Raw genomic sequence first — 25,124 nt, 5'->3', positions numbered from 1 at the left:
TTGCTTTACAGGAAGTGACAGAACTTACCGACAACCCCCAGCACAACGGTGATACCGATCAGGCGCAGTGGGGTCCAGCCGCGACGAACCAGCCAGAACATGGTCAGGGTATAGACCAGCGGCAGGAAAGCGGGCATCAGTTTGTCGATAACGTCGGCTTGCAGCTTGACCACCGCATCCCCGGCCTTGATTTCAAGCGTGGTGTTGAGACGTACGTAGGTTGCCACCAGCGCGCCAATGACCGTCATCCCCACGATGGAAGCCGCGTGACCGACCTTTTTGGTATTGGCTTTAATCAGCGGGATGGCTGCCACACCCATCCGGTAGGCGTAATGTGCCAGGCCAAAACGCAGGCCAAGATGCACTACGTTAAACAGCACAATAAAGACCACCGCACCCAGTATGGAGCCTTGCAGGGCAAGGCTTGCGCCGATCCCGCCGCAAATTGGCAATAGCGTAAGCCAGAACATGGCATCGCCAATGCCGCCAAGCGGTGCCCCCACGGCGATCTTGGTGCTCTGGATACTGTTGACATCCTGCTTGGAGCGCTCCATCGCCAGGATGATGCCAATGACAAATGTCACCAGAAATGGATGCGTATTGAAGAAGCCCATATGGCCTTTCATGGCGCGGGCCAGATCCCGCTTGTTGGTATGGATCTTTTTCAGCGCGGGCAGGAGGCCATACAGCCAGCCGGAAGCCTGCATACGTTCATAGTTAAACGAGGCCTGCAGCAGCATCGAACGCCAGGCGACACGGTTAATATCCTTTTTCGTCAGCTCGGCACCAATATGTTGATCTTCATAGACGTTTTCATTCACGCCCGTGAGCAGCGTCTCTTCGTGGTCAGAAACGCCAGGCAGCGTAGTTTGATTAGATGCCATCTTCGAATTCCTCTTTCTGGGCTGCAGGTGTCGCCGGTTCAGGCGATTTACGCATCAGGTCAATCAGCGCCATTGCCAGCGCAGCCGCGGCAATCGCCAGCACCGGCAGTTTCAACCAGGCTGCGGCAACAAAGCCGATGATAAAGTAAGGGATATAGACGTTTTTCATCATGATTTTCAGCAATACGGCGAAGCCAATCGCGGGCATGATGCCGCCGGCGACGCCGAGGCCGTCAATCAGACGTTCCGGCAGCACATCAATGGCGGTTTTCGCGTGTTCAGCGCCAAAGTAGATCGGCAGGAAGGCACACAGAAAATAGAAGATACCGAGCGCCAGCAGTGCCAGATAGTTGACTCTTTCGATGCCGTTCGTGTCCGCATTGGCTGCCATGCGGTCACAGCGTGACATCACCCCGGACATGACGGAGAACAGGAAAGTGATCCCCATCTGTACCGCAACCGCAAACGGGACGGCGACCCCAACGGCGACATCCGGCTTCACACCGGTGCTGATCGCAAACGTGGTGCCGACAATCGTGCCGATAATGACGTTTGGCGGTTGCGCGCCGGCCAGCGGAGCCAGCCCCATCCAGACCAGCTCCAGCGTACCGCCCGTTAAAATACCGGTGTGCAGATCGCCCAGAATGAGGCCAACCAGCGGCCCGAGCACCACCGGGCGGTGCATGTGTGTTAACCCGTTAAACATATCCAGGCCCGCGATAAAGGCGAGAATGCCCAGCGCGAATGCCTGCAAGAGACTAATTTCCATTGTGAATCCCTCAGAGCAGTTTAAAGAGATCCAAAGCAGTCTCAGTCGGAACACCCTGAACGAAGCATTCCACTCCGGCGGCTTTCAGGCCGTTAAATGCGGCGATATCGTTCGCATCGACAGAGACCGTTTTGGCAATTTGTTTTTTGCCACTGGCGTAATGCAGGTTTCCTACGTTGATACGGGTGATGGGCACGCCGCCTTCGACCAGCGTCAGAAAATCCGCGGGTGATTTGCAGACCAGCAGAATTTTCTGGCGCTCGGCAGCGCGATGAATGTTGTCGATCACTTTTTGCAGCGACCAGAAACGCACGGCGATCCCTTCTGCGAGCACCATCTCCATCAGGTTTTGTTGAACCGGATCCTCAGTGACTTCATCATTAGCGACCAGCACCAGGTTGGCCCCCGCAAACCCAACCCATTGCACACCTACCTGACCGTGGATCAGGCGTTCATCGATGCGGCATAAGACAATGTTTGGCATAGCGCTTTCCTCTTTTTAATTATGCGTTTTGAGTCGTTACGCCTTCGCAGGCGGCATGGTACTGCTGGAGTATGTCCTGAATGTGGTCGAGGATGAGGTCCCGTGGTGTCGACTTGAGAGCACCCTCGCGAACTTTGCTGTACTGCAACGGCAGGTACTGGCTGATCAGCGGCAGCGGGATCGGTTCGTCTGCCAGGTTGCGTACCAGTCGCGCAAAGGCTTCGTCGATCTGGCTGTCCGGCCAGTAATAGCGCACCCGATCGGAGTAGCTATACCCGCGTGCCAGGCGTCGCGCATTGCCATCACCGTGATAATGGCTTTGCCAGTATTCGGGGCGATCGAGCATCACGTTTTCCAGGACATGACGCAGGCCCGAACAGGCTTTTGCAGGCAGCAACTCTTCTTCAATGGCGGCCAGCGAGAACAACGCTTCACGCAGGGCAAAGGTCAGTGCCGGGCCAACTTTGAGGATGGCGAAGTGATCTTTCACCAGCTGGCGCAGCGCCTGCGGTGTCTGGTAGTCGGTAGAGTGCGCTTCAAATATCAGCGTGTCGTAAGCTTCAACCATATGACTCAGGGCGACGGCGTTTTGCGGTTGATAGTCACACACATGTGCGTGGTCAAACTCAACGCCAGGCTGAACCACCAGGCCAATAATGCGTGGCCAGATGTCGCTTAACCCTTCTTTCTCGAACGCGTGGCGGTGAGCTTCAAGGGTGGCACGCGCGGCTTCAGGGGTCGTGACGGCAAGCTCGGTGAGCGTTTCATGCGCGCCGCCCGGAACCGGCACTTCCGTACCGATGACATAGACCAGGTCAGCGACATCAGCGTGCGCCAGGCTGGTTTTCTCCGCAATTTTCGCCAGGCGTGCCGCGCGTTCGGCAACGATGGCGTCGGTTAACGGAACCGGATCGTCTTCACAGGACATGCTGCAGTCGAGGTGGATCTTTTTAAACCCGGCAGCGACATAGCTTCTGATCAGATCTTCGGCATTCGCCATCGCCTGCCGGGCAGGCAGGTTTTGCCAGCGGTTTGGCCCTAAATGATCGCCGCCGAGGATCAGTTGCGATGTCGGGAAACCAAGGGATTCCGCCAGCTTACAGACGAACCCGTGAAAATCGGCGGGCGTCATACCGGTGTAACCGCCAAATTGATCCACCTGATTAGAGGTGGCTTCAATCAGCAGCGGCGTGTGATGCAGTTGGGCGTAACGAATTGCGGCTTCAAGTACCAGTGGATGTGCGGAACAAACGGCATAAATCCCGTTCGCATTCCCCCGTTTATGTTGTTCCACCATTTCTGTCAGATGTTTCACTTTCCTCTCCATTTCGGATGGTGATGGTTTTCATCTTTCGTTTTGTTTCATTTAATCCTGCATCATGGTGGTATAAAAATAAAACGAAAGATAATGGTTTTCCGATCTGTTTCACAAAAGAAACATAATGAAAGGTTTCAGCGACGAGAGAGTGCGCTGACTGGAAGCAGGCAGGGCTTGCATTCCCATAAAAGAAAGGCGTTAATAGACAAAACGAAATGAAACGAAAGACCATTTATTAAGGAGCTCGCATGAGCAGCACCGATTCATCCGCGGAGAAGCGCGTCACCGGCACCAGTGAAAGGCGAGAGCAGATCATTCAGCGGTTGCGGGCACAGGGAAGCGTGCAGGTTAACGATCTTTCTCATTTATATGGCGTTTCCACGGTGACGATCCGTAACGACCTGGCGTTTCTTGAGAAGCAGGGCATTGCCGTTCGAGCTTATGGCGGAGCGCTGATTTGTGAAGGCAATGCGCCTGGCACTGAACCCTCCGTGGAGGACAAAAGTTCGCTCAATACTGCAGTTAAGCGCAGTATCGCGCAGGCGGCCGCCGCGCTGGTGAAGCCGGGTCATCGCATCATTCTGGATTCCGGAACCACGACGTTTGAAATCGCCCGTATGCTGCGTCAGCACACGGATGTGATTGCCATGACCAACGGAATGAACGTGGCGAATGCATTACTGGAAGCGGAAGGGGTGGAGCTGCTGATGACCGGTGGGCACTTGCGCCGCCAGTCGCAATCCTTTTACGGCGATCAGGCTGAGCAGTCCTTACAGAATTACCACTTTGATCTGCTTTTTCTGGGGGTCGACGCCATCGACCTCGATCGCGGCGTCAGTACCCACAATGAAGATGAAGCCCGACTGAACCGGCGGATGTGCGAGGTGGCAGAGCGTATTATCGTGGTCACTGACTCCAGCAAATTTAACCGTTCGAGCCTGCATAAAATCATCGATACCCAGAGAATCGATATGATTATCGTCGATGAAGGGATTCCGCCTGAGAGCCTGGAAGGGCTGCGTAAGAGCGGGATAGATGTGGTGTTGGTGAAGGGATAAGTTGCCCCCTCTCTTCGGGAGAGGGGGAGAACGGTCACGTCACCGGTGCCGGGTTAAACACCGCCAGCTGGTTATGTAATCCCCATTGATCGGAGAACGTCTTCTTACGGCCGCTTGCCACGTCCAGAATGAAGTGGAACAGCTTCCAGCCGACATCCTCGATACTCTCTTCGCCAGTGGCAATGGTGCCCGCGTTGATGTCCATTAGGTCATACCAGCGGTTTGCCAGCTCGGTACGGGTGGCCATTTTAATCACCGGTACCGCCATCAGCCCGTACGGCGTGCCGCGCCCGGTGGTAAATACCTGCACCGTAATGCCGGATGCCACCTGCTGTGTGCCACAGACGAAGTCGCTGGCAGGGGTCGCGGCGTAAATCAGGCCGCGTCTGGTGGGGCGCTGGCCCGGGGAGAGCACTTCAACAATGGCGCTCTGGCCGGATTTGGCAATCGAGCCGAGGGCTTTTTCCACCACGTTCGCCAGACCGCCTTTTTTATTGCCCGGAGAGGGGTTGGCGCTGCGATCGGTTTGTCCCATGTCGAGATAGTTATCGTACCAGGCCATCTCCTCAAGCAGGCGTTTGCCCACCTCTTCATTGATGGCGCGTGGGGTGAGCAGATGGATGGCATCACGCACTTCGGTCACTTCGGAGAACATCACCGTGGCGCCACAGCGGACAAACAGATCCGAGGCATAACCCACCGCCGGGTTCGCCGTGACGCCTGAAAACGCATCGCTGCCGCCGCACTGAGTGCCTATCACCAGCTCTGACGCCGGGCAGGTCTCGCGCTGGCGCTGGTTCAGTTTTTCCAGATGGCGCTCCGCCACCTGAAGGATATCGTCAACCATTGAACGGAATCCGACGTGATGCGCATCCTGCAAACGAACAATGCTGGCCTCGTCGACCGGAATGGCATTCACATCTTCGGTGCCCTGCAAAAGACGCTCTGGCTGCAGCTTTTCGCAACCCAGACCAATGACCATCACTTCGCCACCGAAATTCGGGTTCAGGGCGATATTATGGATGGTACGAATCGGTACCACGGCCGCCGGAGCATTGATGGCCACGCCGCAGCCGTACAAATGGTTCAGACCTACCACGCCGTCGACATTCGGGTATTTCGGCAGCAGGTCGCGCTCAATGATTTTCACCACGTAATCCACCACGCCTGCCACGCAGTGCACGCTGGTGGTGATACCGAGCAGATTCTTGGTGCCTACGCTGCCGTCCGCATTCCTGTACCCTTCGAATGTGTACCCTTCAAGCGGGGGCAGTGGCTCAGGAACCCGGGTGGCCAGGGGGAGCGTGTTCAGCGGCGGCGCTTCGGGTAGCTCAACCAGCGACTCCTCGATCCAGCTCCCCTGAGGAATGGCGCGAACCGCATACCCGATAACTTCGCCATACCGCACGATTTCACCGTGGGCCGGGATATCCACCAGAGCGACTTTATGCCCCTGCGGAATATGTTCAGTCAGCTCCAGCCCATCCGGGAAACGGGTGCCCGCTTTTAGACCGTTGTCGTTAACAATTATCGCCACATTATCCGTGTCGTGAACTTTGATATAGAACGCCGTCGGCGACGCTTGTCGAATTTCAATGTCGGCCATTGTTCAATATTCTCCAGCAAAATGTCTGATAGTAAATGCAGCCAGGGGATGTTTATTTTCTTATCGCAGAAATAAAGACGCGGCTTGAGTCAATAAAGAATGTCAGGAGACGAGATATCAAAATGTGATCCCGATCGCTCCTTAAACCCGGCGCAGATGCCACCCGGCCAGCAATGCCTGATTCTGTGCATCAGCGCCCATCGCGTTGTGCATATGCTCAAAATATTATCAAAACACGCCGCAATGCTTGAGCATTAAAACAATGTGCTGTCATGACGTGAGGATTATACTGAATGACGATTTTATAACGCCTAAATTAAGTCAGGAAATAAATATAACGCTGACGCTGCGTCTGAAAATATAAATATGAACCTGAATAAGACTGCGGAATTAAAAAGGTAAACGTGATGAATAATGATATCTTCCCGAATAAGTTTAAAGCGGCCCTCGCGGCGCACCAGATCCAGATTGGCTGCTGGTCCGCGCTGGCAAGCCCCATCAGCACCGAAGTACTGGGCCTGGCCGGTTTCGACTGGCTGGTGCTGGACGGCGAACATGCGCCGAACGATATCAGCACCTTTATTCCGCAGTTAATGGCGCTCAAAGGGAGCCATAGCGCGCCAGTGGTTCGCGTCCCGACCAACGAGCCGGTAATCATCAAACGTCTGCTGGATATTGGGTTCTACAACTTCCTGATCCCGTTTGTGGAAACGGAAGAGGAGGCGGTGCAGGCCGTGGCGTCAACACGTTATCCGCCGGAAGGGATCCGCGGGGTCTCCGTTTCCCATCGCGCCAACATGTTTGGCACCGTCCCGGACTACTTCACACAGTCCAACAGCAACATCACCATCCTGGTACAGATTGAGAGCCAGCAGGGGGTCGATAACGTCGACGCTATCGCTGCCACCGACGGTGTGGATGGCATCTTCGTTGGCCCAAGCGATCTTGCTGCGGCATTCGGCCATCTGGGCAATGCGGGTCATCCGGAGGTGCAGCGCGCTATTCAGCACATCTTTGCCCGTGCCAACGCGTACGGCAAACCGTGCGGCATTTTGGCGCCGGTTGAGGCTGATGCCCGTCGCTATCTGGAGTGGGGAGCGACCTTCGTTGCCGTCGGTAGCGACCTCGGCGTATTCCGCTCGGCCACGCAGAAGTTAGCGGACGCCTTTAAAAAATAACCATCATTGAGGAAACGAATTATGACGCTGAAAGTGGGTTTTATTGGCCTTGGGATCATGGGTAAACCCATGAGTAAAAACCTCATCAAAGCAGGTTACTCCCTGGTGGTTGCAGACCATAATCCGCAAGCCGTGGCCGAGGTGATTGCCGCAGGCGCAGAAACCGCAGCAAACGCCAAAGCGATTGCTGAGCAGTGCGATGTCATTATCACCATGCTGCCAAACTCCCCGCATGTGAAAGAGGTGGCCCTGGGGGAGAACGGCATCATTGACGGTGCCAAACCCGGCCTGGTGGTGATTGACATGAGTTCTATCGCGCCGCTGGCAAGCCGTGAAATCAGTGAGGCGCTAAACGCGAAGGGCGTCGATATGCTGGATGCCCCGGTCAGCGGCGGAGAGCCCAAAGCCATCGACGGCACCCTGTCGGTGATGGTTGGCGGCGACAAAGCTGTTTTCGACAAATACTACGACCTGATGAAAGCCATGGCGGGATCCGTGGTGCATACCGGCGATATCGGGGCGGGTAACGTCACCAAGCTGGCAAACCAGGTGATTGTGGCGCTGAACATTGCCGCAATGTCGGAAGCGCTGACGCTGGCCACCAAAGCGGGTGTTAACCCTGATCTGGTGTATCAGGCGATCCGTGGCGGCCTGGCGGGCAGCACCGTGCTGGATGCCAAAGCGCCCATGGTGATGGATCGTAACTTCAAGCCCGGTTTTAGAATCGACCTGCACATTAAAGATCTGGCGAATGCCCTGGATACCTCCCACGGCGTGGGCGCGCAGCTGCCGCTGACCGCCGCCGTCATGGAGATGATGCAGGCCCTGCGCGCGGATGGTCTGGGCACTGCCGACCACAGCGCGATTGCGTGCTACTACGAAAAACTGGCGAAGGTGGAAGTCTCTCGCTAATAAAAACGGACGCGGGAACGCGTCCGCTATTTTTGCCGAGTGCGGTAACAGGCGACAACTATGAAAATCGTAATCGCGCCAGATTCCTGGAAAGAAAGCCTTTCTGCCTCCGGGGTTGCTCAGGCGATTGAAAAAGGATTTCGGGAAATTTTCCCCGACGCACTTTATGTTTCGGTGCCGGTTGCTGACGGCGGGGAAGGTACGGTTGACGCGTTGATCGCCGCCACCCAGGGCACAGAGCAGCATGCTAGGGTCACGGGCCCGTTGGGTGAACAGGTTAACGCCCGCTGGGGTATGTCCGGCGATGGCAGCACGGCATTTATTGAGATGGCCGCCGCCAGCGGTCTGGCACTGGTCCCGGCCACCCAACGTAACCCGCTCGTCACCACGTCCCGGGGTACCGGGGAGCTTATTCTCAGCGCGCTGGATAAAGGTGCCCGACATATCATTATCGGCATTGGCGGCAGTGCCACCAACGACGGCGGCGCCGGAATGATGCAGGCGCTGGGGGCCACGCTCCGCGATGCCAACGGTACTGAAATGGGTTATGGCGGCGGCAGCCTGATGGCGCTCAACAGCGTCGATCTCTCCGGCCTCGACGCCAGGCTAAAAGATTGCACAATCCACGTCGCATGCGACGTCACGAATCCGCTGGTTGGCGAGAGAGGCGCTTCCCGTATCTTTGGCCCGCAAAAAGGGGCGACAGAGGAGATGATCCTCACTCTCGACGCTAACCTCAGCCATTATGCCGATGTGATAAAAAAATCTCTGCGAATTGACGTGAAACAGGTTCCCGGTGCGGGTGCCGCGGGGGGCATGGGGGCGGCGCTGATGGCCTTCCTCGGCGCGGAACTGAAGAGCGGTATTGAGATTGTCACCCAGGCACTTAACCTCGAAGAACATATTCACGACTGCACGCTGGTACTGACGGGCGAAGGGCGCATTGACAGCCAGAGCATTCAGGGCAAAGTGCCCGTCGGTATCGCCCGTATCGCCAAAAAATACCATAAGCCGGTGATCGGCATTGCCGGCAGTCTGACCCGGGATGTGGGGGTCGTGCATCAGTATGGCATCGACGCGGTGTTCAGCGTGCTGAGCCGCGTCGAGTCGCTGGAAGAGGCTTACCGTGGGGCGTTTGACAATATTTACCGCGCCTCGCGCAATATCGCCGCCACTTTGCAGATAGGGATGCACGCCCAAGGGTGACAGCGGGGCACAAACCCTCTATACTGCGCGCCGAAGCTGACCAGACAGTCGCCGCTTCGTCGTCGTCCCCTTTCGGGGGGAGACGGGCGGAGGGGAGGAAAGTCCGGGCTCCATAGGGCAGGGTGCCAGGTAACGCCTGGGGGGGAAACCCACGACCAGTGCAACAGAGAGCAAACCGCCGATGGCCCGCGCAAGCGGGATCAGGTAAGGGTGAAAGGGTGCGGTAAGAGCGCACCGCGCGGCTGGCAACAGTCCGTGGCACGGTAAACTCCACCCGGAGCAAGGCCAAATAGGGGTTCACATGGTACGGCCCGTACTGAACCCGGGTAGGCTGCTTGAGCCAGTGAGCGATTGCTGGCCTAGATGAATGACTGTCCACGACAGAACCCGGCTTATCGGTCAGCTTCAACTTTTTACAAAACCCCGCTTCGGCGGGGTTTTTGCTATCAGCGCTAAATGAGATGAATGACTGTCCACTCCACTTTCTATGAAAGAACGCGGCTTATCGGTCAGCTTCAACTTTTTACAAAACCCCGCTTCGGCGGGGTTTTTGCTATTTGCACTAAATGAGATGAATGACTGTCCACTCCGATTTCTATAAAAGAACGCGGCTTATCGGTCAGCTTCAACTTTTTACACAACCCCGCTTCGGCGGGGTTTTTGCTATCTGCGCTAAATGAGATGAATGACTGTCCACTCCGATTTCTAAGAAAGAACGCGGCTTATCGGCCAGCTTCAACTTTTTACACAACCCCGCTTCGGCGGGGTTTTTCTTTTATCGGCCTTAGAAATTGCAAGCAAGGGCCACCCGATGCATCGCTCAAACGACATCAATTATCATATTTGCGACATTAAGCACATTTCACTGCTTTCACCCCTTCAGCCTCTTTTTCACATCTGCTGGCGATCGTAATCACAAAATTTCGCGCTAAATAATCCTGATTCTGCAGTATTGTTAATTTGTTATGAATGTTGCTTTTATGATCGTGAATGTTTTCTTATTTGATATATGTATATTGAATTCAAAAACATTTAGCTCATGAATGTGTGATGCATTCCACTGTTTCCCGAAAGTCAGCAAAATCACCCCAGACAAATTTGATAAATTGAAAGAATGTTTTAAACGAATTACGGTTATTTATTAATCTTTAATTGCCTGAAAGATAGTCTTTATCGATTTTTTTAACGCCGAAAAATTTACCTGTGTTATCGCCATAAAATAAATTTATTACTGCTCTTTTTGTTGATCAATATCAGCGTTATGGCTTATTTATTTTAATGTAACTTATTGATAGTAAGGTGTTTTAAAGGGTTGTCGTTATGCTGATTAAGGGTGTGAAAAAGCAAATTGTGAGTAACAGCACATACCCCCGTCAGCCATATTGAGTAGAATCCACCCCGTCATAGGGAAATAAGCGCAGAATATTATGAACACTATTATTCTACCGAAAACACAGCACCTCGTGGTATTTCAGGAAGTCATTAAAAGTGGCTCCATTGGTTCTGCTGCAAGACAACTGGGCCTGACGCAACCTGCCGTCAGCAAAATTATCAGCGATATCGAATCTTACTTCGGCGTTGAAGTCATGGTGCGCAAAAACACCGGCGTTAAACTAACTGCGGCAGGCCAGGTATTACTCTCGTACTCTGAGTCGATCACCCGTGAGATGAAAAACATGGTGAGCGAGATTAACAGCCTCAGTTTCAGTACCGTCATGGATGTCTCATTTGGTTACCCGTCGCTCATTGGCTTCACCTTCCTGTCCGAAATGATCAAAAAATTCAAGGAAGTGTTCCCGAAAGCGCGTGTCTCGATGTACGAAGCTCAGCTGTCCTCTTTCCTGCCGGCCATTCGCGACGGTCGGCTGGATTTTGCCATCGGCACCTTAAGTGATGAAATGCTGCTGCAGGATCTTCATGTCGAGCCGCTGTTTGAGTCTGAGTTTGTCCTGGTGGCCAACAAATCACGAACGTGCACCGGCTCGACTACACTGGCATCACTCACGGATGAACAGTGGGTGATGCCGCAAACCGATATGGGCTACTACAAAGAACTTCTGACCACCCTGCAAGACAATCACATCAGCATTGAAAACATCGTCCAGACCGATTCCGTCGTGACCATTTATAACCTTGTCCTGAATGCCGATTACCTGACGGTTATTCCCCGCGACATGATTGCGCCATTCGGTTCCGACCAGTTTATTGTACTGCCGGTGGAAGATGAATTACCCATAGCGCGTTATGCCGCGGTGTGGTCAAAAAATTACAGAATTAAGAAATCGGCGTCAGTATTAGTCGAACTGGCAAAACAATACGCGTCACTGACCAGTGAAAGACGACGATGATTAAATAACCCTCTGATAACGCGTTAACCTTTTTAAAAACACCCAGAGCTTATTTTATCCGTGCTCTGATACCCTGACTTTGCCTGAAGAAAATGAATTATTATAACGAGGATATTATGCATATTACCTACGATCTCCCGGTGACCATTGAAGATATTCAGGACGCCAGAAAACGACTGGCAGGCAAAATATATAAAACCGGCATGCCGCGCTCAAATTATCTCAGCGAACGCTGTAAAGGTGAGATATTCCTGAAGTTTGAAAATATGCAGCGTACTGGCTCCTTCAAGATCCGCGGTGCGTTTAATAAATTAAGTTCGCTGACCGAAGCTGAAAAACGTAAAGGTGTCGTTGCCTGTTCTGCAGGCAACCACGCGCAGGGCGTGTCGCTCTCCTGTGCAATGCTCGGTATCGACGGCAAAGTGGTCATGCCGATGGGCGCGCCGAAATCTAAAGTCGCCGCCACCCGTGACTACTCGGCTGAAGTGGTGCTGCACGGCGAAAACTTCAACGACACCATCGCCAAAGTCAGCGAAATCGTGGAGTTGGAAGGGCGCATTTTTATCCCGCCGTATGACGATCCGAAAGTGATTGCCGGCCAGGGCACCATTGGCCTGGAAATTCTCGAAGATTTGTATGATGTGGATAACGTGATTGTACCCATCGGCGGTGGCGGTTTAATTGCCGGGATTGCAACGGCCATTAAATCCATTAACCCGACCATTAATATTATCGGCGTGCAGTCTGAAAACGTACATGGAATGGCCGCATCGTATCAGGCAGGAGAAATCATTAACCACCGCGTTACCGGTACATTAGCCGACGGATGTGATGTGTCTCGCCCGGGTAAATTAACCTTCGAGATTGTTCGTGAATTAGTCGATGACATTGTGCTGGTCAGCGAAGACGATATTCGTAACAGCATGATTGCCCTCATTCAGCGAAATAAAGTGGTTACAGAAGGTGCTGGCGCACTGGCCTGTGCGGCGTTATTAAGCGGCAAGCTTGATCACTATATTCAGGGTCGTAAAACCGTCTGCATTATTTCCGGCGGCAATATCGATCTCTCCCGCGTATCCCAAATTACCGGCTTCGTTGACGCATAAAGGATGACCTATGAGCAACACAGAAAGCATTATCGTTGGCCAGACAAAAACGTCCTCCTGGCGTAAGTCTGATACCACCTGGACGCTTGGCCTGTTTGGAACCGCCATTGGCGCAGGTGTGCTGTTCTTCCCGATTCGCGCAGGCTTCGGCGGCTTGATTCCTATCCTGCTGATGCTGGTTCTCGCTTTCCCGATTGCGTTTTATTGCCACCGGGCGCTGGCGCGCCTGTGTCTGTCCGGCAGTAACGTATCTGGCAACATCACCGAAACGGTGGAAGAGCATTTTGGTAAGACCGGTGGGGTGGTGATCACGTTCCTCTACTTCTTCGCCATTTGCCCGCTGCTGTGGATTTACGGCGTCACCATTACGAACACCTTTATGACCTTCTGGGAAAACCAGCTCCAGCTGCCCGCGCTTAACCGCGGCGTGGTGGCGCTGTTCCTGCTGCTGCTGATGGCCTTTGTTATCTGGTTTGGTAAAGACCTGATGGTGAAGGTGATGAGCTTCCTGGTGTTCCCGTTTATCGCCAGCCTGGTGCTGATTTCCCTGTCGTTGATCCCTTACTGGAACTCGTCGGTGATTGACCAGGTCAATCTGAGCGATATCGCGTTTACCGGGCATGACGGCATTCTGGTGACGGTCTGGCTGGGGATCTCCATCATGGTCTTCTCCTTCAACTTCTCGCCCATCGTCTCCTCGTTTGTGGTCTCTAAACGTGAAGAGTACGAACCCGAGTTCGGTAAAGCGTTTACCGAGCAGAAATGTTCCAAAATCATCGGTCGCGCCAGCTTGCTGATGGTCGCGGTGGTGATGTTCTTCGCCTTTAGCTGCCTGTTCACGCTCTCGCCGCAGAACATGGCCGATGCCAAAGCGCAGAATATTCCCGTGCTCTCTTACCTGGCGAACCACTTTGCGACCATGTCAGGCACTAAATCAACGTTTGCCACGGTGCTGGAATACGGTGCCTCCATCATTGCGCTGGTCGCTATCTTCAAATCTTTCTTCGGCCACTATCTGGGCACGCTGGAAGGGCTGAACGGCCTGATCCTGAAGTTCGGTTATAAGGGCGATAAGAAGAAAGTCTCCGTAGGCAAACTGAACACCATCAGCATGGTATTCATCATGGGGTCGACCTGGGTCGTTGCCTATGCTAACCCGAACATTCTCGACCTTATCGAAGCCATGGGGGCGCCAATCATCGCCTCTCTGCTGTGCCTGTTGCCGATGTATGCCATTCGTAAAGCGCCGGCAATGGCGAAATATAAGGGCAGACCCGAGAACATCTTCGTCACGGTTGTGGGCCTGCTGACCATCCTGAACATCGTCTACAAACTGTTCTAAACCCTGGCTCAGGAAGAGCGGAGTAACACCATGATTGAGTTTCCGGTTGTATTGGTTATTAACTGCGGATCGTCCTCTGTTAAGTTTTCAGTACTCGATGCCAGTAGCTGTGATGCCCTGATGACGGGCATTGCAGACGGGATTAACACTGAAAAAGCCTTTATTTCCGTGAACGGGGGTGAGCCAGCCAGACTGGCTCACCATGACTACGAAGGGGCGCTGGCAGCCATCGCCCTGGAGCTGGAGAAGCGTGACCTGATGAGCAGCGTGGCCCTGATTGGCCATCGTATTGCGCACGGCGGCGACCTCTTCAGCGAGTCGACCCTTATCACGGAACAGGTTATTGAGCAGATCCGCCAGGTTTCCTCGCTGGCGCCGCTGCATAACTACGCCAACTTAAGCGGCGTCGAGGCAGCCGAACGCCTGTTTCCGGGCATACAGCAGGTGGCGGTGTTTGACACCAGCTTCCACCAGACGCTGGCCCCGCAGGCCTATCTGTACGGGCTGCCGTATCGCTATTTTGAAGAGCTTGGCGTGCGGCGCTATGGCTTCCACGGTACGTCCCACCGCTACGTTGCCGGGCAGGCGCATGCCTTGCTCGGGATTTCGCCTGAGGACAGCGGGCTGGTGATTGCCCATCTCGGCAACGGGGCATCCATCTGCGCGGTACGCAATGGTGAGAGCGTGGATACCTCCATGGGCATGACGCCGCTGGAAGGGCTGATCATGGGGACCCGCTGTGGCGACGTTGATTTCGGCGCCATGGCCTGGATAGCCCAACAGACCGGACAGTCATTTGAGGATCTGGAACGCGTCGTCAATAAAGAGTCCGGCCTGCTGGGGATCTCGGGAATATCCTCCGATCTGCGAGCCCTCGAAAAGGCCTGGCATGAGGGACATCAGCGGGCACAGCTGGCGATCCAGACCTTTGTTCACCGTATCGCACGGCATATTGCCGGGCACGCGGCGTCGTTACACCGCCTGGACGGTGTGGTGTTCACCGGCGGGATTGGTGAGAACTCCAGACTGATCCGCACGCTGGTGGCGGAACACCTGGCCGTCTTTGACATCACCCTCGATGAAGCCAAAAATGCCCTGCCGGGCAGCGCAGGTGAGCGTGTGATCACCACCGATTCGTCCCGCGTGGCCTGCGCGGTGATCCCAACCAACGAAGAAAAAATGATCGCGCTGGATGCCCTCCGTCTTGGGAAGGTCACTCCGGCTGCGGCTTATGCCTGACAGAGCGAGAAATTCATGAAAGTAGCAATCGATACGCGCGTTGCCCCTTACAGCGACGCATGGGCCGGGTTTCGCGGTGAAGAATGGAAAGACACCGTCAACGTGCGCGATTTTATTCAGCATAACTATACCCCTTATGAAGGCGACGAAACTTTCCTCGCGCAGGCGACGCCAGCAACGACGGCGCTCTGGGAGAAGGTAATGGTGGGCATTCGTCAGGAGAATGCCACCCATGCGCCGGTGGATTTTGACACCAACATTGCCACCACCATCACGGCCCACGGACCGGGCTATATTGACCAGCAGCTGGAGACGATCGTCGGCCTGCAAACCGATAAGCCGCTCAAACGTGCGCTGCATCCGTACGGCGGGATCAATATGATCCGCAGTTCATTCGAAGCCTATGGCCGCGAGATGGATCCGCAGTTCGAATATCTTTTTACCGAACTGCGCAAAACCCATAATCAGGGTGTCTTTGACGTTTACTCCCCCGAGATGATGCGCTGTCGTAAATCAGGCGTGCTGACCGGGCTACCGGACGGCTACGGACGCGGGCGCATCATCGGCGATTACCGCCGCGTGGCGCTGTACGGCATCCGCTATCTGGTGCACGAGCGTGAGCGCCAGTTCGCGGATCTGCAGGGCAAACTCGAACGGGGTGAAGATCTGGAGGCGACGATCCGCCTGCGTGAAGAGCTGGCGGAACACAAACGCGCACTGCTGCAGATCCAGCAGATGGCAGCGAACTATGGCTTCGATATTTCTCGCCCGGCGATGAATGCGCAGGAAGCGGTACAGTGGGTTTACTTTGCCTATCTGGCCGCAGTGAAATCCCAGAACGGCGGGGCGATGTCGCTGGGACGCACGGCCTCGTTCCTGGATATTTATCTCGAACGCGATATGCAGGCGGGTCGCCTGAGTGAGATCCAGGCGCAGGAACTGATCGATCATTTCATCATGAAGATCCGCATGGTGCGCTTCCTGCGTACTCCGGAGTTCGACACGCTCTTCTCCGGCGATCCTGTCTGGGCCACCGAAGTGATTGGCGGAATGGGGCTGGATGGCCGCACGCTGGTCACCAAAAACAGCTTCCGTTACCTGCATACCCTGCACACGATGGGACCTGCACCGGAGCCAAACCTGACGATCCTGTGGTCCGAACAACTGCCCGTCGCATTCAAGAAGTACGCTGCACAGATGTCGATCGACACCTCGTCGCTGCAGTATGAGAACGACGACCTGATGCGCGTGGATTTCAACAGCGACGACTACGCCATTGCCTGCTGCGTCAGCCCGATGGTGATCGGCAAGCAAATGCAGTTCTTTGGCGCCCGCGCTAACCTGGCGAAAACGCTGCTGTATGCGATCAACGGCGGGGTGGATGAGAAGCTGAAGATCCAGGTCGGGCCGAAAACCGCGCCGCTGCTGGATGAGGTGCTGGATTACGACACCGTGATGGCGAGTCTGGATCACTTTATGGACTGGCTGGCGGTGCAGTACATTAGCGCGCTGAATCTCATCCATTACATGCACGATAAGTACAGCTACGAAGCCTCACTGATGGCGCTGCACGACCGGGACGTTTACCGCACCATGGCCTGCGGTATCGCCGGGCTGTCGGTGGCGGCGGACTCGCTGTCCGCCATCAAATATGCCACGGTAAAACCCGTACGCGACCATACCGGCCTGGCGGTCGATTTTGTGATTGAAGGGGACTACCCGCAGTACGGTAACAATGATGACCGCGTGGACAGCATTGCCTGTGACCTGGTGGAACGCTTTATGAAGAAAATTCAGGCGCTGCCGACCTACCGCAACGCGGTGCCGACCCAGTCGATCCTGACCATTACGTCGAATGTGGTCTACGGCCAGAAAACCGGCAATACGCCGGACGGACGCCGCGGCGGTACGCCATTCGCACCGGGCGCGAACCCGATGCACGGACGAGACAGGAAAGGGGCGGTGGCCTCGTTAACCTCCGTCGCTAAGCTGCCGTTCACCTATGCGAAAGACGGGATCTCTTACACCTTCTCCATCGTGCCTCAGGCGCTAGGCAAGGATGAGAGGGTGCGCAAAACCAACCTTGTCGGGCTGCTGGACGGGTATTTCCACCACGAAGCGGCCATTGAGGGGGGACAGCACCTCAACGTTAACGTCATGAACCGGGAGATGCTGATGGAGGCGATTGAGCACCCGGAGAACTATCCCAACCTCACCATTCGTGTCTCAGGGTATGCGGTGCGCTTTAATGCGCTGACGCGCGAGCAGCAGCAGGACGTGATCTCAAGGACGTTTACCCAGGCACTGTGATCGTCGTCTGAAACAGGCCCCCTTTGGATAAGGGGGCTTTTTTGTCCGCGGAACATACAAAAATGTTTATATAATTACTCACACATCTTCATCCGCTTCTGAAAAACAATGCGCCTGCTTTTCCCCTGAAACAGTATGTAAGGACAGTAAGATGATGAAAATGACCCGTATCACCCTGGTTGCTGCCTCGCTGGTGGCGTGCAGTTTTGCCGCACAGGCCGCTGACGTTGAAGCTGCCCCCTCTCCGGCGCAGGATCCGCTGGTGCAACACCTCAAGCTGAGCAACGATCAGATTAAGAAGATCGACGCGCTGCATCAGACGCTGGAACAAAATGTCAGCAAGATCCCGATGACCGGCGTGAAAGACGGTGCGCTGATCGAGATGTTCCAGACCGGGAAATGGGATGAAAGCACGGTGAAAAACCAGCTTGCCGCATTCAGCAAAATTGAAGAGCAGACCCGCTATTACCGCGTCAAATACTACTTTGATGTCAGCCAGGTTCTGACAGCGGAGCAGCGTAAACAGGTGAAAACCGATATGGCGAACGCGCTGGCTAACTGATGACACACCCGCGCATGTCGCGGGTTTTTTATTTCTTGATCGGCGTCACTTTTAGAAAATAACCTCAATTATTCCTCATCTAAGAGTATTTTTTTCTCTCGCTTGCGAAAAGCCTTATAAATATTGTGACTTTTTTCTCCCGCTCTCCACGTATGATTTGTCCATTCCAATAACACACACCTGCAGCAGTCTGGCTCATTATCGCTGGTGGTCAGAATCCCATAAAAACAACTGGTTACCCTACAAAATAAGCGAGTGCCTTATGGATACGGCAACAAACAGCAGTGTGATTGTGAACGATTCACCCGCGGCAAAGCGGGCAGGGATGAGTGAAAGCGAGTGGCAGGAGGCCATTAAATTCGACAGCACCGATACAGGCTGGGTCATCATGAGTATCGGAATGGCCATCGGCGCGGGGATTGTTTTTCTCCCGGTACAGGTGGGGCTGATGGGACTGTGGGTGTTTCTGCTTTCGTCAGTGATTGGCTATCCGGCCATGTACCTGTTTCAGCGGCTGTTTATTAACACGCTGGCAGAATCGCCGGAGTGCAAAGATTATCCAAGCGTCATCAGCGGCTACCTCGGTAAGAACTGGGGCATCTTATTAGGTGCGCTCTATTTCGTGATGCTGGTTATCTGGATGTTCGTCTACTCCACCGCCATCACCAACGACAGCGCTTCCTATTTACACACCTTCGGCGTGACGGAGGGGCTGCTCTCTGAAAATCCGTTCTACGGTCTGTTCCTGATCTGCATCCTGGTGGCGATCTCCTCCCGTGGCGAGAAACTGCTGTTTAAAGTCTCCAGCCTGATGGTGCTGACCAAGTTATTTGTGGTGGCGGCGCTCGGGTTGTCGATGATTGGCCTCTGGCATTTAGCCAACGTGGGCATGCTGCCACCCGTGGGGCTACTCATTAAAAACGCGATTATCACGTTGCCGTTTACCTTAACGTCGATTCTGTTTATTCAGACATTAAGCCCGATGGTGATCTCCTATCGATCACGCGAAAAATCGGTTGAAGTGGCGCGCCATAAAGCGCTGCGGGCGATGAACATCGCCTTCGCGATCCTCTTCGTGACGGTCTTTTTCTACGCGGTCTCGTTCACCCTGGCAATGGGGCATGATGAGGCGGTCAAAGCCTACGAACAGAATATTTCCGCACTGGCAATTGCCGCGCAGTTTATCAGTGGCGACGGTGCCGGCTGGGTCAAAATTGTCAGCGTTATCCTGAATATTTTTGCCGTCATGACCGCGTTCTTCGGCGTGTACCTGGGCTTTCGTGAAGCGACGCAGGGCATTGTGATGAACATTCTGCGCCGCAAAATGCCGGCAGAGAAAATCAACGAAAACACCGTACAGCGCGGCATCATGCTGTTTGCCATTCTGCTGGCATGGAGCGCGATTGTGTTAAACGCGCCGGTACTGAGCTTCACCTCTATTTGCAGCCCCATCTTCGGCATGGTGGGGTGTTTGATTCCGGCGTGGCTGGTCTACAAAGTGCCGGCGCTGCACAAATATAAAGGCGTGTCGCTGGTGATCATTATCATCACCGGTCTGCTGCTGTGTGTTTCTCCTTTCCTCGCGTTTTCTTAAGGGCAAACAAGGTCGTAACGATGTCAGAGCAAACTCAATCTTTATGGAATCAATTTATTCGGGCGGTGCAGGAGGAAGTTAAACCTGCACTGGGGTGTACCGAGCCGATCTCTCTGGCGCTGGCTTGTGCGATGGCCGCGGAGCTTCTGCCGGGTGACGTCACACAGATTGAGGCGTGGGTTTCACCGAATCTGATGAAAAATGGCCTTGGCGTGACGGTACCTGGCACCGGGATGGTCGGGTTGCCGATTGCGGCGGCGCTGGGGGCCACTGGCGGCAACGCGCACGCCGGACTGGAGGTACTGAAAGATGCTACTGCCGATGCGCTGGTGCGTGCCAAAGCGCTGCTGGACGCCGGCCAGGTGCAGGTCAAGCTACAGGAGCCGTGCGATGACATCCTCTACTCCCGCGCCTGCGTTCACGCCGGACAGGCCTCGGCGATGGTGACCATCGCCGGTGGGCATACGCGGGTGGTGGAGATTGTCTGTCAGGGCGAAACCCGCTTTACGCTTGATTCTCAACCCGACGAGAGGAATGACGACCCGCTGGCGGTACTTTCAAACGCCACGCTATCGCAGATCCTTGAGTTTGTGGAGCAGGTGCCGTTTGACGCGATCCGCTTTATCCTGGCTGCCGGACAATTAAATGATGCGCTCTCCCGTGAAGGTTTAAGCGGAAAATGGGGGCTGCACATTGGCGCGACGCTCAATAAGCAGCGCGCTCGCGGATGGATAGCGCAGGACCTTGGCTCGGATATTGTCATTCGCACCAGCGCGGCCTCGGACGCCCGAATGGGCGGGGCGACGCTGCCGGCAATGAGCAATTCCGGATCGGGCAACCAGGGGATCACGGCCACCATGCCGGTTGTGGTGGTGGCGGAACATGTTCAGGCGGATGATGAACGCCTTGCCCGGGCGCTGATGCTTTCACACCTTTCGGCTATTTATATCCACGCCCAGCTTCCGCGCCTGTCGGCGCTGTGTGCGGCTACCACAGCGGCGATGGGGGCGGCGGCGGGCATGGCCTGGCTGATGGGCGGAAGCTATCAGACGCTCTCAATGGCAATCAGCAGCATGATTGGCGATGTCAGCGGGATGATCTGCGATGGCGCGTCCAACAGCTGTGCCATGAAGGTCTCAACCAGCGTCGGCAGTGCCTGGAAAGCGGTGATGATGGCGCTGGATGATTCGGCGGTAACGGGCAATGAAGGGATTGTGGCGCACGATGTGGAGCAGTCGATCGCGAACCTGTGTTCGCTGGCGTGCCGCGCCATGCAGGCGACGGACCGGCAGATTATTGAGATTATGGCACGTAAAGTGTAACGGTTTCCTCTCTCCCCGCCGGGGAGAGAGGATTATCGGGTGTTAAACCGGTAAATCAATTAACAGCGCGCGCAGCGGCGAATCAGCAACCAGCGTGATATTCGCTTCGTCGCGAATAAACGCCCCGTCACCGCAGGTGAGCGCTTCTTTCTCTTCCGTATGCGTCACCGCATGCACCGTACCGTGAATCGATTGCAGATAGGCGCGCGGACCATGAAGCTGGAAGCTCGCCTGTTCCCCTTTCTTCAGTTCGATATGGTGCAACCACACCTGCTGGCGCAACTGCAGGCTGCCTTGACTGCCGTCCGGGGAGGCTATCAGCTGCTGCCTGTCGCCCGTCAAATCTAACTTCTGTACCAGTGGGTTTTCCCGCTCAGGGCAGGCATCCAGCCACAGCTGCATACGGGTCAGCGTTTTATCTTTGCTGAGGTTATGCTCGCTGTAACTGATGCCCGGCTGCGTGGAGATTAATAATGCTTCGCCGGCCTTCGCCTGGACATGATTGCCCTCGCTGTCGCGGTATTCTGCTTCGCCTTCCAGGATCAGGTTCAGGATATCGACTTTCGGGTACGTACGCGGCTGGAAGGATGCGCCTGGGGCGAGCACTTCCTGATTCAATACGCGCAATGAAGCGTAACCGAGCAGTTTAGGGTCAAAGTAGTGTCCAAAGGAAAAGGTGTAGCGGGCCTGCAGCCAACCGAAATCGGCTTGTCCGCACTGTTTAGCTGTTCTTGTCGTAATCATAAACTTGACCTCTCTTTACACTAAACAATGGTAAAGGTATGGACGCTTCATTGTTAGCCAGATATTCTGCCCGGTATGTTCAAATTTCCTGAATGAGAACGAGATGGCTAAAGAGAGAGCATTGACGCTTGAGGCGCTTCGCGTCATGGACGCAATTGATCGGCGTGGCAGTTTTGCCGCGGCGGCAGATGAACTGGGGCGCGTTCCGTCTGCGCTCAGCTATACCATGCAGAAGCTTGAGGAAGAGCTGGACGTGGTGCTCTTTGACCGCTCCGGTCATCGAACAAAATTCACTAACGTCGGACGGATGCTGCTGGAGCGTGGTCGCGTCCTGCTGGAAGCGGCGGACAAGCTGACGACGGACGCCGAAGCGCTGGCGCGCGGCTGGGAAACCCATCTGACGCTGGTGACGGAAGCGCTGGTGCCCACCGAGGCGCTGTTCCCGCTGGTGAACCGGCTGGCCGACAAAGCAAACACCCAGTTATCGATCATCACCGAGGTGCTGGCCGGGGCCTGGGAGCGACTGGAGACGGGCAGGGCGGATATCGTCATTGCCCCGGATATGCACTTCCGTTCCTCATCTGAAATCAACTCCCGCAAGCTCTACAGCGTGATGAACGTCTATGTCGCCGCACCGGATCATCCGATTCACCAGGAGCCGGAGCCGCTCTCGGAAGTGACGCGGGTGAAATACCGCGGGGTCGCGGTCGCAGACACAGCCCGCGAGCGTCCGGTGTTAACGGTGCAGTTGCTGGATAAACAACCGCGTCTGACCGTCACGTCGCTTGAAGACAAACGTCAGGCGTTGCTGGCAGGCCTGGGCGTGGCAACGATGCCGTATCCGTTTGTCGAAAAAGATATTGCAGAAGGGCGGCTACGCGTGGTCAGCCCGGAGTACACCAGCGAAGTGGACATCATTATGGCGTGGCGGCGCGACAGCATGGGTGAGGCCAAATCGTGGTGCCTGCGCGAAATACCCAAGCTCTTTGCCCATCACAACAAATAAAAAATCGAGCCCGGTACGCGAAACGCCACCGGGCTTTGTTTTATGCGTTGAGTTTTGGATCGGGCCCGAAGCGGTTTTCGCCCGGTGTGCCGGCCTGACAGTTGAAGACCAGAATGACCAGCCAGCCCACAATCGGGATCAGCAGCAGCAGTAACCACCAGGCTGAACGATCGGTATCGTGTAGCCGTCGGAACAGTACGGCCCATGAGGGAAGCAGGACCAGCAGGCCGTAAATCGTGGTGAGAACACCTTCACCGCCGGCTCGTTCCCAGCCGAGAATTTTATCGATAATACCCAGCACCATGATGAGGATGAAGTTCACCAGAACGAACATCCAGTACTCTTTACGGCGAGCGCGGCCACCAAATCCAATGTAGTTGCGCAGTACTTTTAAATACCAGTCCATTTTCCTTGCCTCATTAGTCAGTCAATTACTTGTTTTTTAAGCGATCGAGGTAAGGATAGATGGAGATTGTGAATTAAAAAAGGGCATCAATTGATGCCCTTGATATTTATCCGAAACGCACGTCGCGACCATGCGGTTCATCCAGGTCCTGCCACGGACCCACAGAGATAATACCCGTCGGGTTGATGGTCTTATGGCTGCGGAAATAGTGGGTGCGGATATGGTTGAAATCGACCGTTTCAGCAATGCCCGGCATCTGATAAATATCGCGCAGGAAACCGTACAGGTTCAGGTAATCGCTGATGCGGTGTTTATCACACTTGAAGTGGGTAACATACACTGGATCAAAGCGAACCAGCGTTGTCCACAGACGAATGTCTGCTTCCGTCAGGCGGTCGCCCGTCAGGTAGCGATGCTGGCCGAGGATCTGCTCAAGACGCTCCAGCGATTCAAACACTTTTCCCACCGCGTCGTCATACGCTTCCTGGCTGGTGGCAAAGCCGGCCTTGTAGACACCGTTATTCACGTTGTCGTAAATCCAGCTGTTCAGCTCATCAATCTTATCGCGCAGCTCAACCGGATAGTAATCCCCGGCGCGGGCCCCGTGGGCATCAAACGCGGTGTTGAACATGCGGATGATCTCTGCGGACTCATTGCTGACAATGGTCTGGTTTTTCTTGTCCCACAGCACGGGTACGGTCACGCGTCCGGTGTAGTGCGGATCGGCGCGCAGATAGAGCTGGTAGAGAAAATCGTGGTGGTAGAGGTCATCACCGGTGGCGGCCGGGAAATCACTGTCAAACGTCCAGCCGTTTTCCAGCATCAGGGGGTTGACTACCGAAACCGGAATTAAGGATTCGAGTCCTTTCAGCTTGCGCACAATCAGCGTGCGGTGCGCCCATGGGCAGGCCAGAGAAACATAGAGATGATAACGGTCTTTCTCAGCCGCAAAGCCGCCTTCGCCGCTTGGGCCCGGTGCGCCATCGGCGGTTAGCCAGTTACGGAAGGCCGAAACAGAGCGCTTGAAGCGTCCCCCGGTGGATTTGGTGTCATACCAGACATCCTGCCAGACGCCGTCTACGAGTTGTCCCATTTTTTTCTCCTCCGTCAATAAGCAAAAGCGAGGAGATATCTCCTCGCTTTGTGTTCATTCAGTATAGCGTGCTTACCACTTCTTATTCAGAACGCGGTCGATGCTGTATGCGCCTGGGCCAGTGATGGCCAGCAGCAGGAAGCCACCCGCGATGGTCAGGTTTTTCATGAACATCAGGGAGTTCACGCCTTCTGCAAAGTTGCTGTGGAAGATGAACGCCGTCAGCAGGGTGAAGCCTGCGGTAAACAGTGCCGTGGTGCGGGTCAGGAAGCCGAACAGAACCGCCAGGCCGCCGCCGAACTCAAGGAGAATAGTCAGTGGCAGCAGGAACCCGGGAACACCCATGGCTTCCATGTATTGCTGCGTGCCCGCATAACCGGTGATTTTGCCCCAGCCTGCGGTGATAAACAGAACCGGCATCAGAATACGCGCTACCAGAACACCAACATCTTCTAATTTTTTCATTTTACTCTCCAGGAAACCACATCAGCGGCTGAACTTTATTTGTGTGCAAATTCGGGTAGATACCGCGTCTTTGCTGTCGATGGAGAGGAGTGTAAACGGGGCAGATGGGAATTGTTAGCAAGGAAAACTGTCAATCTTCTTCAAAGATATTGAGTAACGGGGGAGGGGGAAA

22 protein-coding genes and 1 other RNA gene are annotated in these 25,124 nt (G+C 54.8%); 14 read left to right on the top strand and 9 right to left on the bottom strand.

Going from position 1 to position 25,124, the window contains the following annotated elements; genetic code table 11:
* Positions 1-5: 5 nt before the first annotated feature.
* The 4 genes from agaE to kbaZ are packed head-to-tail and all read right to left on the bottom strand — an operon-like array spanning position 6 to position 3,452.
* Positions 6-884 carry a PTS N-acetylgalactosamine transporter subunit IID gene (agaE, locus tag HV242_RS20415; RefSeq protein WP_025202940.1) on the bottom strand — a complete coding sequence of 293 codons (879 nt, stop codon included), beginning with the start codon at positions 882-884 and terminating at the stop codon, positions 6-8.
* Entirely contained in the window at positions 874-1,653 is a 780-nt protein-coding gene (gene agaW, locus HV242_RS20410; protein ID WP_020883559.1) for a PTS N-acetylgalactosamine transporter subunit IIC, read from the bottom strand. Before agaW ends, agaE begins: the two co-directional genes overlap by 11 nt.
* A 10-nt stretch (positions 1,654-1,663) precedes the next feature.
* Positions 1,664-2,137 carry a PTS N-acetylgalactosamine transporter subunit IIB gene (gene agaV, locus HV242_RS20405; RefSeq protein WP_181616866.1) on the bottom strand — a complete coding sequence of 158 codons (474 nt, stop codon included), beginning with the start codon at positions 2,135-2,137 and terminating at the stop codon, positions 1,664-1,666.
* A 19-nt stretch (positions 2,138-2,156) separates the two neighbouring features.
* A complete protein-coding gene (gene kbaZ / locus HV242_RS20400; protein WP_020883560.1) occupies positions 2,157-3,452 on the bottom strand; it encodes a tagatose-bisphosphate aldolase subunit KbaZ in 1,296 nt (431 codons plus the stop codon).
* Between the two features lie 251 nt (positions 3,453-3,703).
* On the opposite strand from kbaZ, the gene HV242_RS20395 reads away from it, so the two are divergent.
* On the top strand, positions 3,704-4,513 hold the full coding sequence (locus HV242_RS20395) for a DeoR family transcriptional regulator (protein ID WP_020883561.1): 810 nt from the start codon (positions 3,704-3,706) through the stop codon (positions 4,511-4,513).
* A 34-nt stretch (positions 4,514-4,547) separates the two neighbouring features.
* On the opposite strand, the gene garD is transcribed toward HV242_RS20395, so the two are convergent.
* The gene (garD, locus tag HV242_RS20390; RefSeq protein WP_014171748.1) at positions 4,548-6,119 is read right to left on the bottom strand and encodes a galactarate dehydratase; all 1,572 of its coding nucleotides are present in this window, start codon (positions 6,117-6,119) and stop codon (positions 4,548-4,550) included.
* A gap of 407 nt (positions 6,120-6,526) precedes the next feature.
* On the opposite strand from garD, the gene garL reads away from it, so the two are divergent.
* From garL to HV242_RS20330, 12 genes are all read left to right on the top strand, one after another.
* Positions 6,527-7,297 carry a 2-dehydro-3-deoxyglucarate aldolase gene (gene garL, locus HV242_RS20385; protein ID WP_050737321.1) on the top strand — a complete coding sequence of 257 codons (771 nt, stop codon included), beginning with the start codon at positions 6,527-6,529 and terminating at the stop codon, positions 7,295-7,297.
* 21 nt (positions 7,298-7,318) lie between these two features.
* A complete protein-coding gene (gene garR / locus HV242_RS20380; RefSeq protein ID WP_020883565.1) occupies positions 7,319-8,209 on the top strand; it encodes a 2-hydroxy-3-oxopropionate reductase in 891 nt (296 codons plus the stop codon).
* Between the two features lie 60 nt (positions 8,210-8,269).
* Positions 8,270-9,415 carry a glycerate 2-kinase gene (gene garK / locus HV242_RS20375; RefSeq protein ID WP_050737320.1) on the top strand — a complete coding sequence of 382 codons (1,146 nt, stop codon included), beginning with the start codon at positions 8,270-8,272 and terminating at the stop codon, positions 9,413-9,415.
* Positions 9,416-9,447: 32 nt separating this feature from the next.
* An RNA gene (gene rnpB / locus HV242_RS20370) (RNase P RNA component class A) lies at positions 9,448-9,826 on the top strand.
* 1,016 nt (positions 9,827-10,842) lie between these two features.
* A complete protein-coding gene (tdcA, locus tag HV242_RS20365; RefSeq protein ID WP_014171743.1) occupies positions 10,843-11,763 on the top strand; it encodes a transcriptional regulator TdcA in 921 nt (306 codons plus the stop codon).
* Positions 11,764-11,879: 116 nt separating this feature from the next.
* Positions 11,880-12,869 carry a bifunctional threonine ammonia-lyase/L-serine ammonia-lyase TdcB gene (gene tdcB / locus HV242_RS20360; protein ID WP_032679736.1) on the top strand — a complete coding sequence of 330 codons (990 nt, stop codon included), beginning with the start codon at positions 11,880-11,882 and terminating at the stop codon, positions 12,867-12,869.
* Between the two features lie 10 nt (positions 12,870-12,879).
* On the top strand, positions 12,880-14,211 hold the full coding sequence (gene tdcC, locus HV242_RS20355) for a threonine/serine transporter TdcC (RefSeq protein ID WP_014171741.1): 1,332 nt from the start codon (positions 12,880-12,882) through the stop codon (positions 14,209-14,211).
* A 30-nt stretch (positions 14,212-14,241) separates the two neighbouring features.
* A complete protein-coding gene (gene tdcD, locus HV242_RS20350; RefSeq protein WP_181616865.1) occupies positions 14,242-15,450 on the top strand; it encodes a propionate kinase in 1,209 nt (402 codons plus the stop codon).
* Between the two features lie 15 nt (positions 15,451-15,465).
* Entirely contained in the window at positions 15,466-17,760 is a 2,295-nt protein-coding gene (gene pflB, locus HV242_RS20345; RefSeq protein WP_032679026.1) for a formate C-acetyltransferase, read from the top strand.
* A gap of 151 nt (positions 17,761-17,911) precedes the next feature.
* A complete protein-coding gene (locus HV242_RS20340; protein WP_014171738.1) occupies positions 17,912-18,322 on the top strand; it encodes a Spy/CpxP family protein refolding chaperone in 411 nt (136 codons plus the stop codon).
* Between the two features lie 262 nt (positions 18,323-18,584).
* Positions 18,585-19,916 (top strand): SLC5/6 family protein, encoded by a 1,332-nt coding sequence (locus tag HV242_RS20335; RefSeq protein ID WP_025202948.1) that lies wholly within the window; start codon positions 18,585-18,587, stop codon positions 19,914-19,916.
* A 20-nt stretch (positions 19,917-19,936) separates the two neighbouring features.
* Positions 19,937-21,238, top strand: coding sequence for an L-cysteine desulfidase family protein (locus HV242_RS20330; RefSeq protein WP_050737319.1), 1,302 nt, complete (start codon positions 19,937-19,939; stop codon positions 21,236-21,238).
* Positions 21,239-21,280: 42 nt separating this feature from the next.
* On the opposite strand, the gene HV242_RS20325 is transcribed toward HV242_RS20330, so the two are convergent.
* Positions 21,281-21,982: a pirin family protein gene (locus tag HV242_RS20325; protein ID WP_014171735.1), complete on the bottom strand. Its 702-nt coding sequence runs from the start codon at positions 21,980-21,982 to the stop codon at positions 21,281-21,283.
* Positions 21,983-22,085: 103 nt separating this feature from the next.
* Between HV242_RS20325 and HV242_RS20320 the strand changes: the two genes are divergently transcribed.
* Positions 22,086-22,988 (top strand): LysR family transcriptional regulator, encoded by a 903-nt coding sequence (locus HV242_RS20320; protein WP_014171734.1) that lies wholly within the window; start codon positions 22,086-22,088, stop codon positions 22,986-22,988.
* 40 nt (positions 22,989-23,028) lie between these two features.
* Here HV242_RS20320 and HV242_RS20315 read toward each other — a convergent pair whose 3' ends face one another.
* The 3 genes from HV242_RS20315 to HV242_RS20305 form a co-directional block, all read right to left on the bottom strand.
* On the bottom strand, positions 23,029-23,394 hold the full coding sequence (locus tag HV242_RS20315; RefSeq protein ID WP_014171733.1) for a DUF805 domain-containing protein: 366 nt from the start codon (positions 23,392-23,394) through the stop codon (positions 23,029-23,031).
* A 106-nt stretch (positions 23,395-23,500) separates the two neighbouring features.
* Complete coding sequence (locus HV242_RS20310) at positions 23,501-24,487, bottom strand: glutathione S-transferase family protein (RefSeq protein WP_020883573.1); 987 nt, start codon at positions 24,485-24,487, stop codon at positions 23,501-23,503.
* Positions 24,488-24,559: 72 nt separating this feature from the next.
* Positions 24,560-24,952 (bottom strand): DoxX family protein, encoded by a 393-nt coding sequence (locus HV242_RS20305; protein WP_006178691.1) that lies wholly within the window; start codon positions 24,950-24,952, stop codon positions 24,560-24,562.
* Positions 24,953-25,124 lie beyond the last annotated feature (172 nt).

This window comes from Enterobacter sp. RHBSTW-00593 (genome assembly GCF_013784105.1).
GTDB lineage: Bacteria > Pseudomonadota > Gammaproteobacteria > Enterobacterales > Enterobacteriaceae > Enterobacter > Enterobacter ludwigii.
Note: the sequence above shows the minus strand (reverse complement) of the source record. Positions and strands in the feature narration are given on the sequence as shown.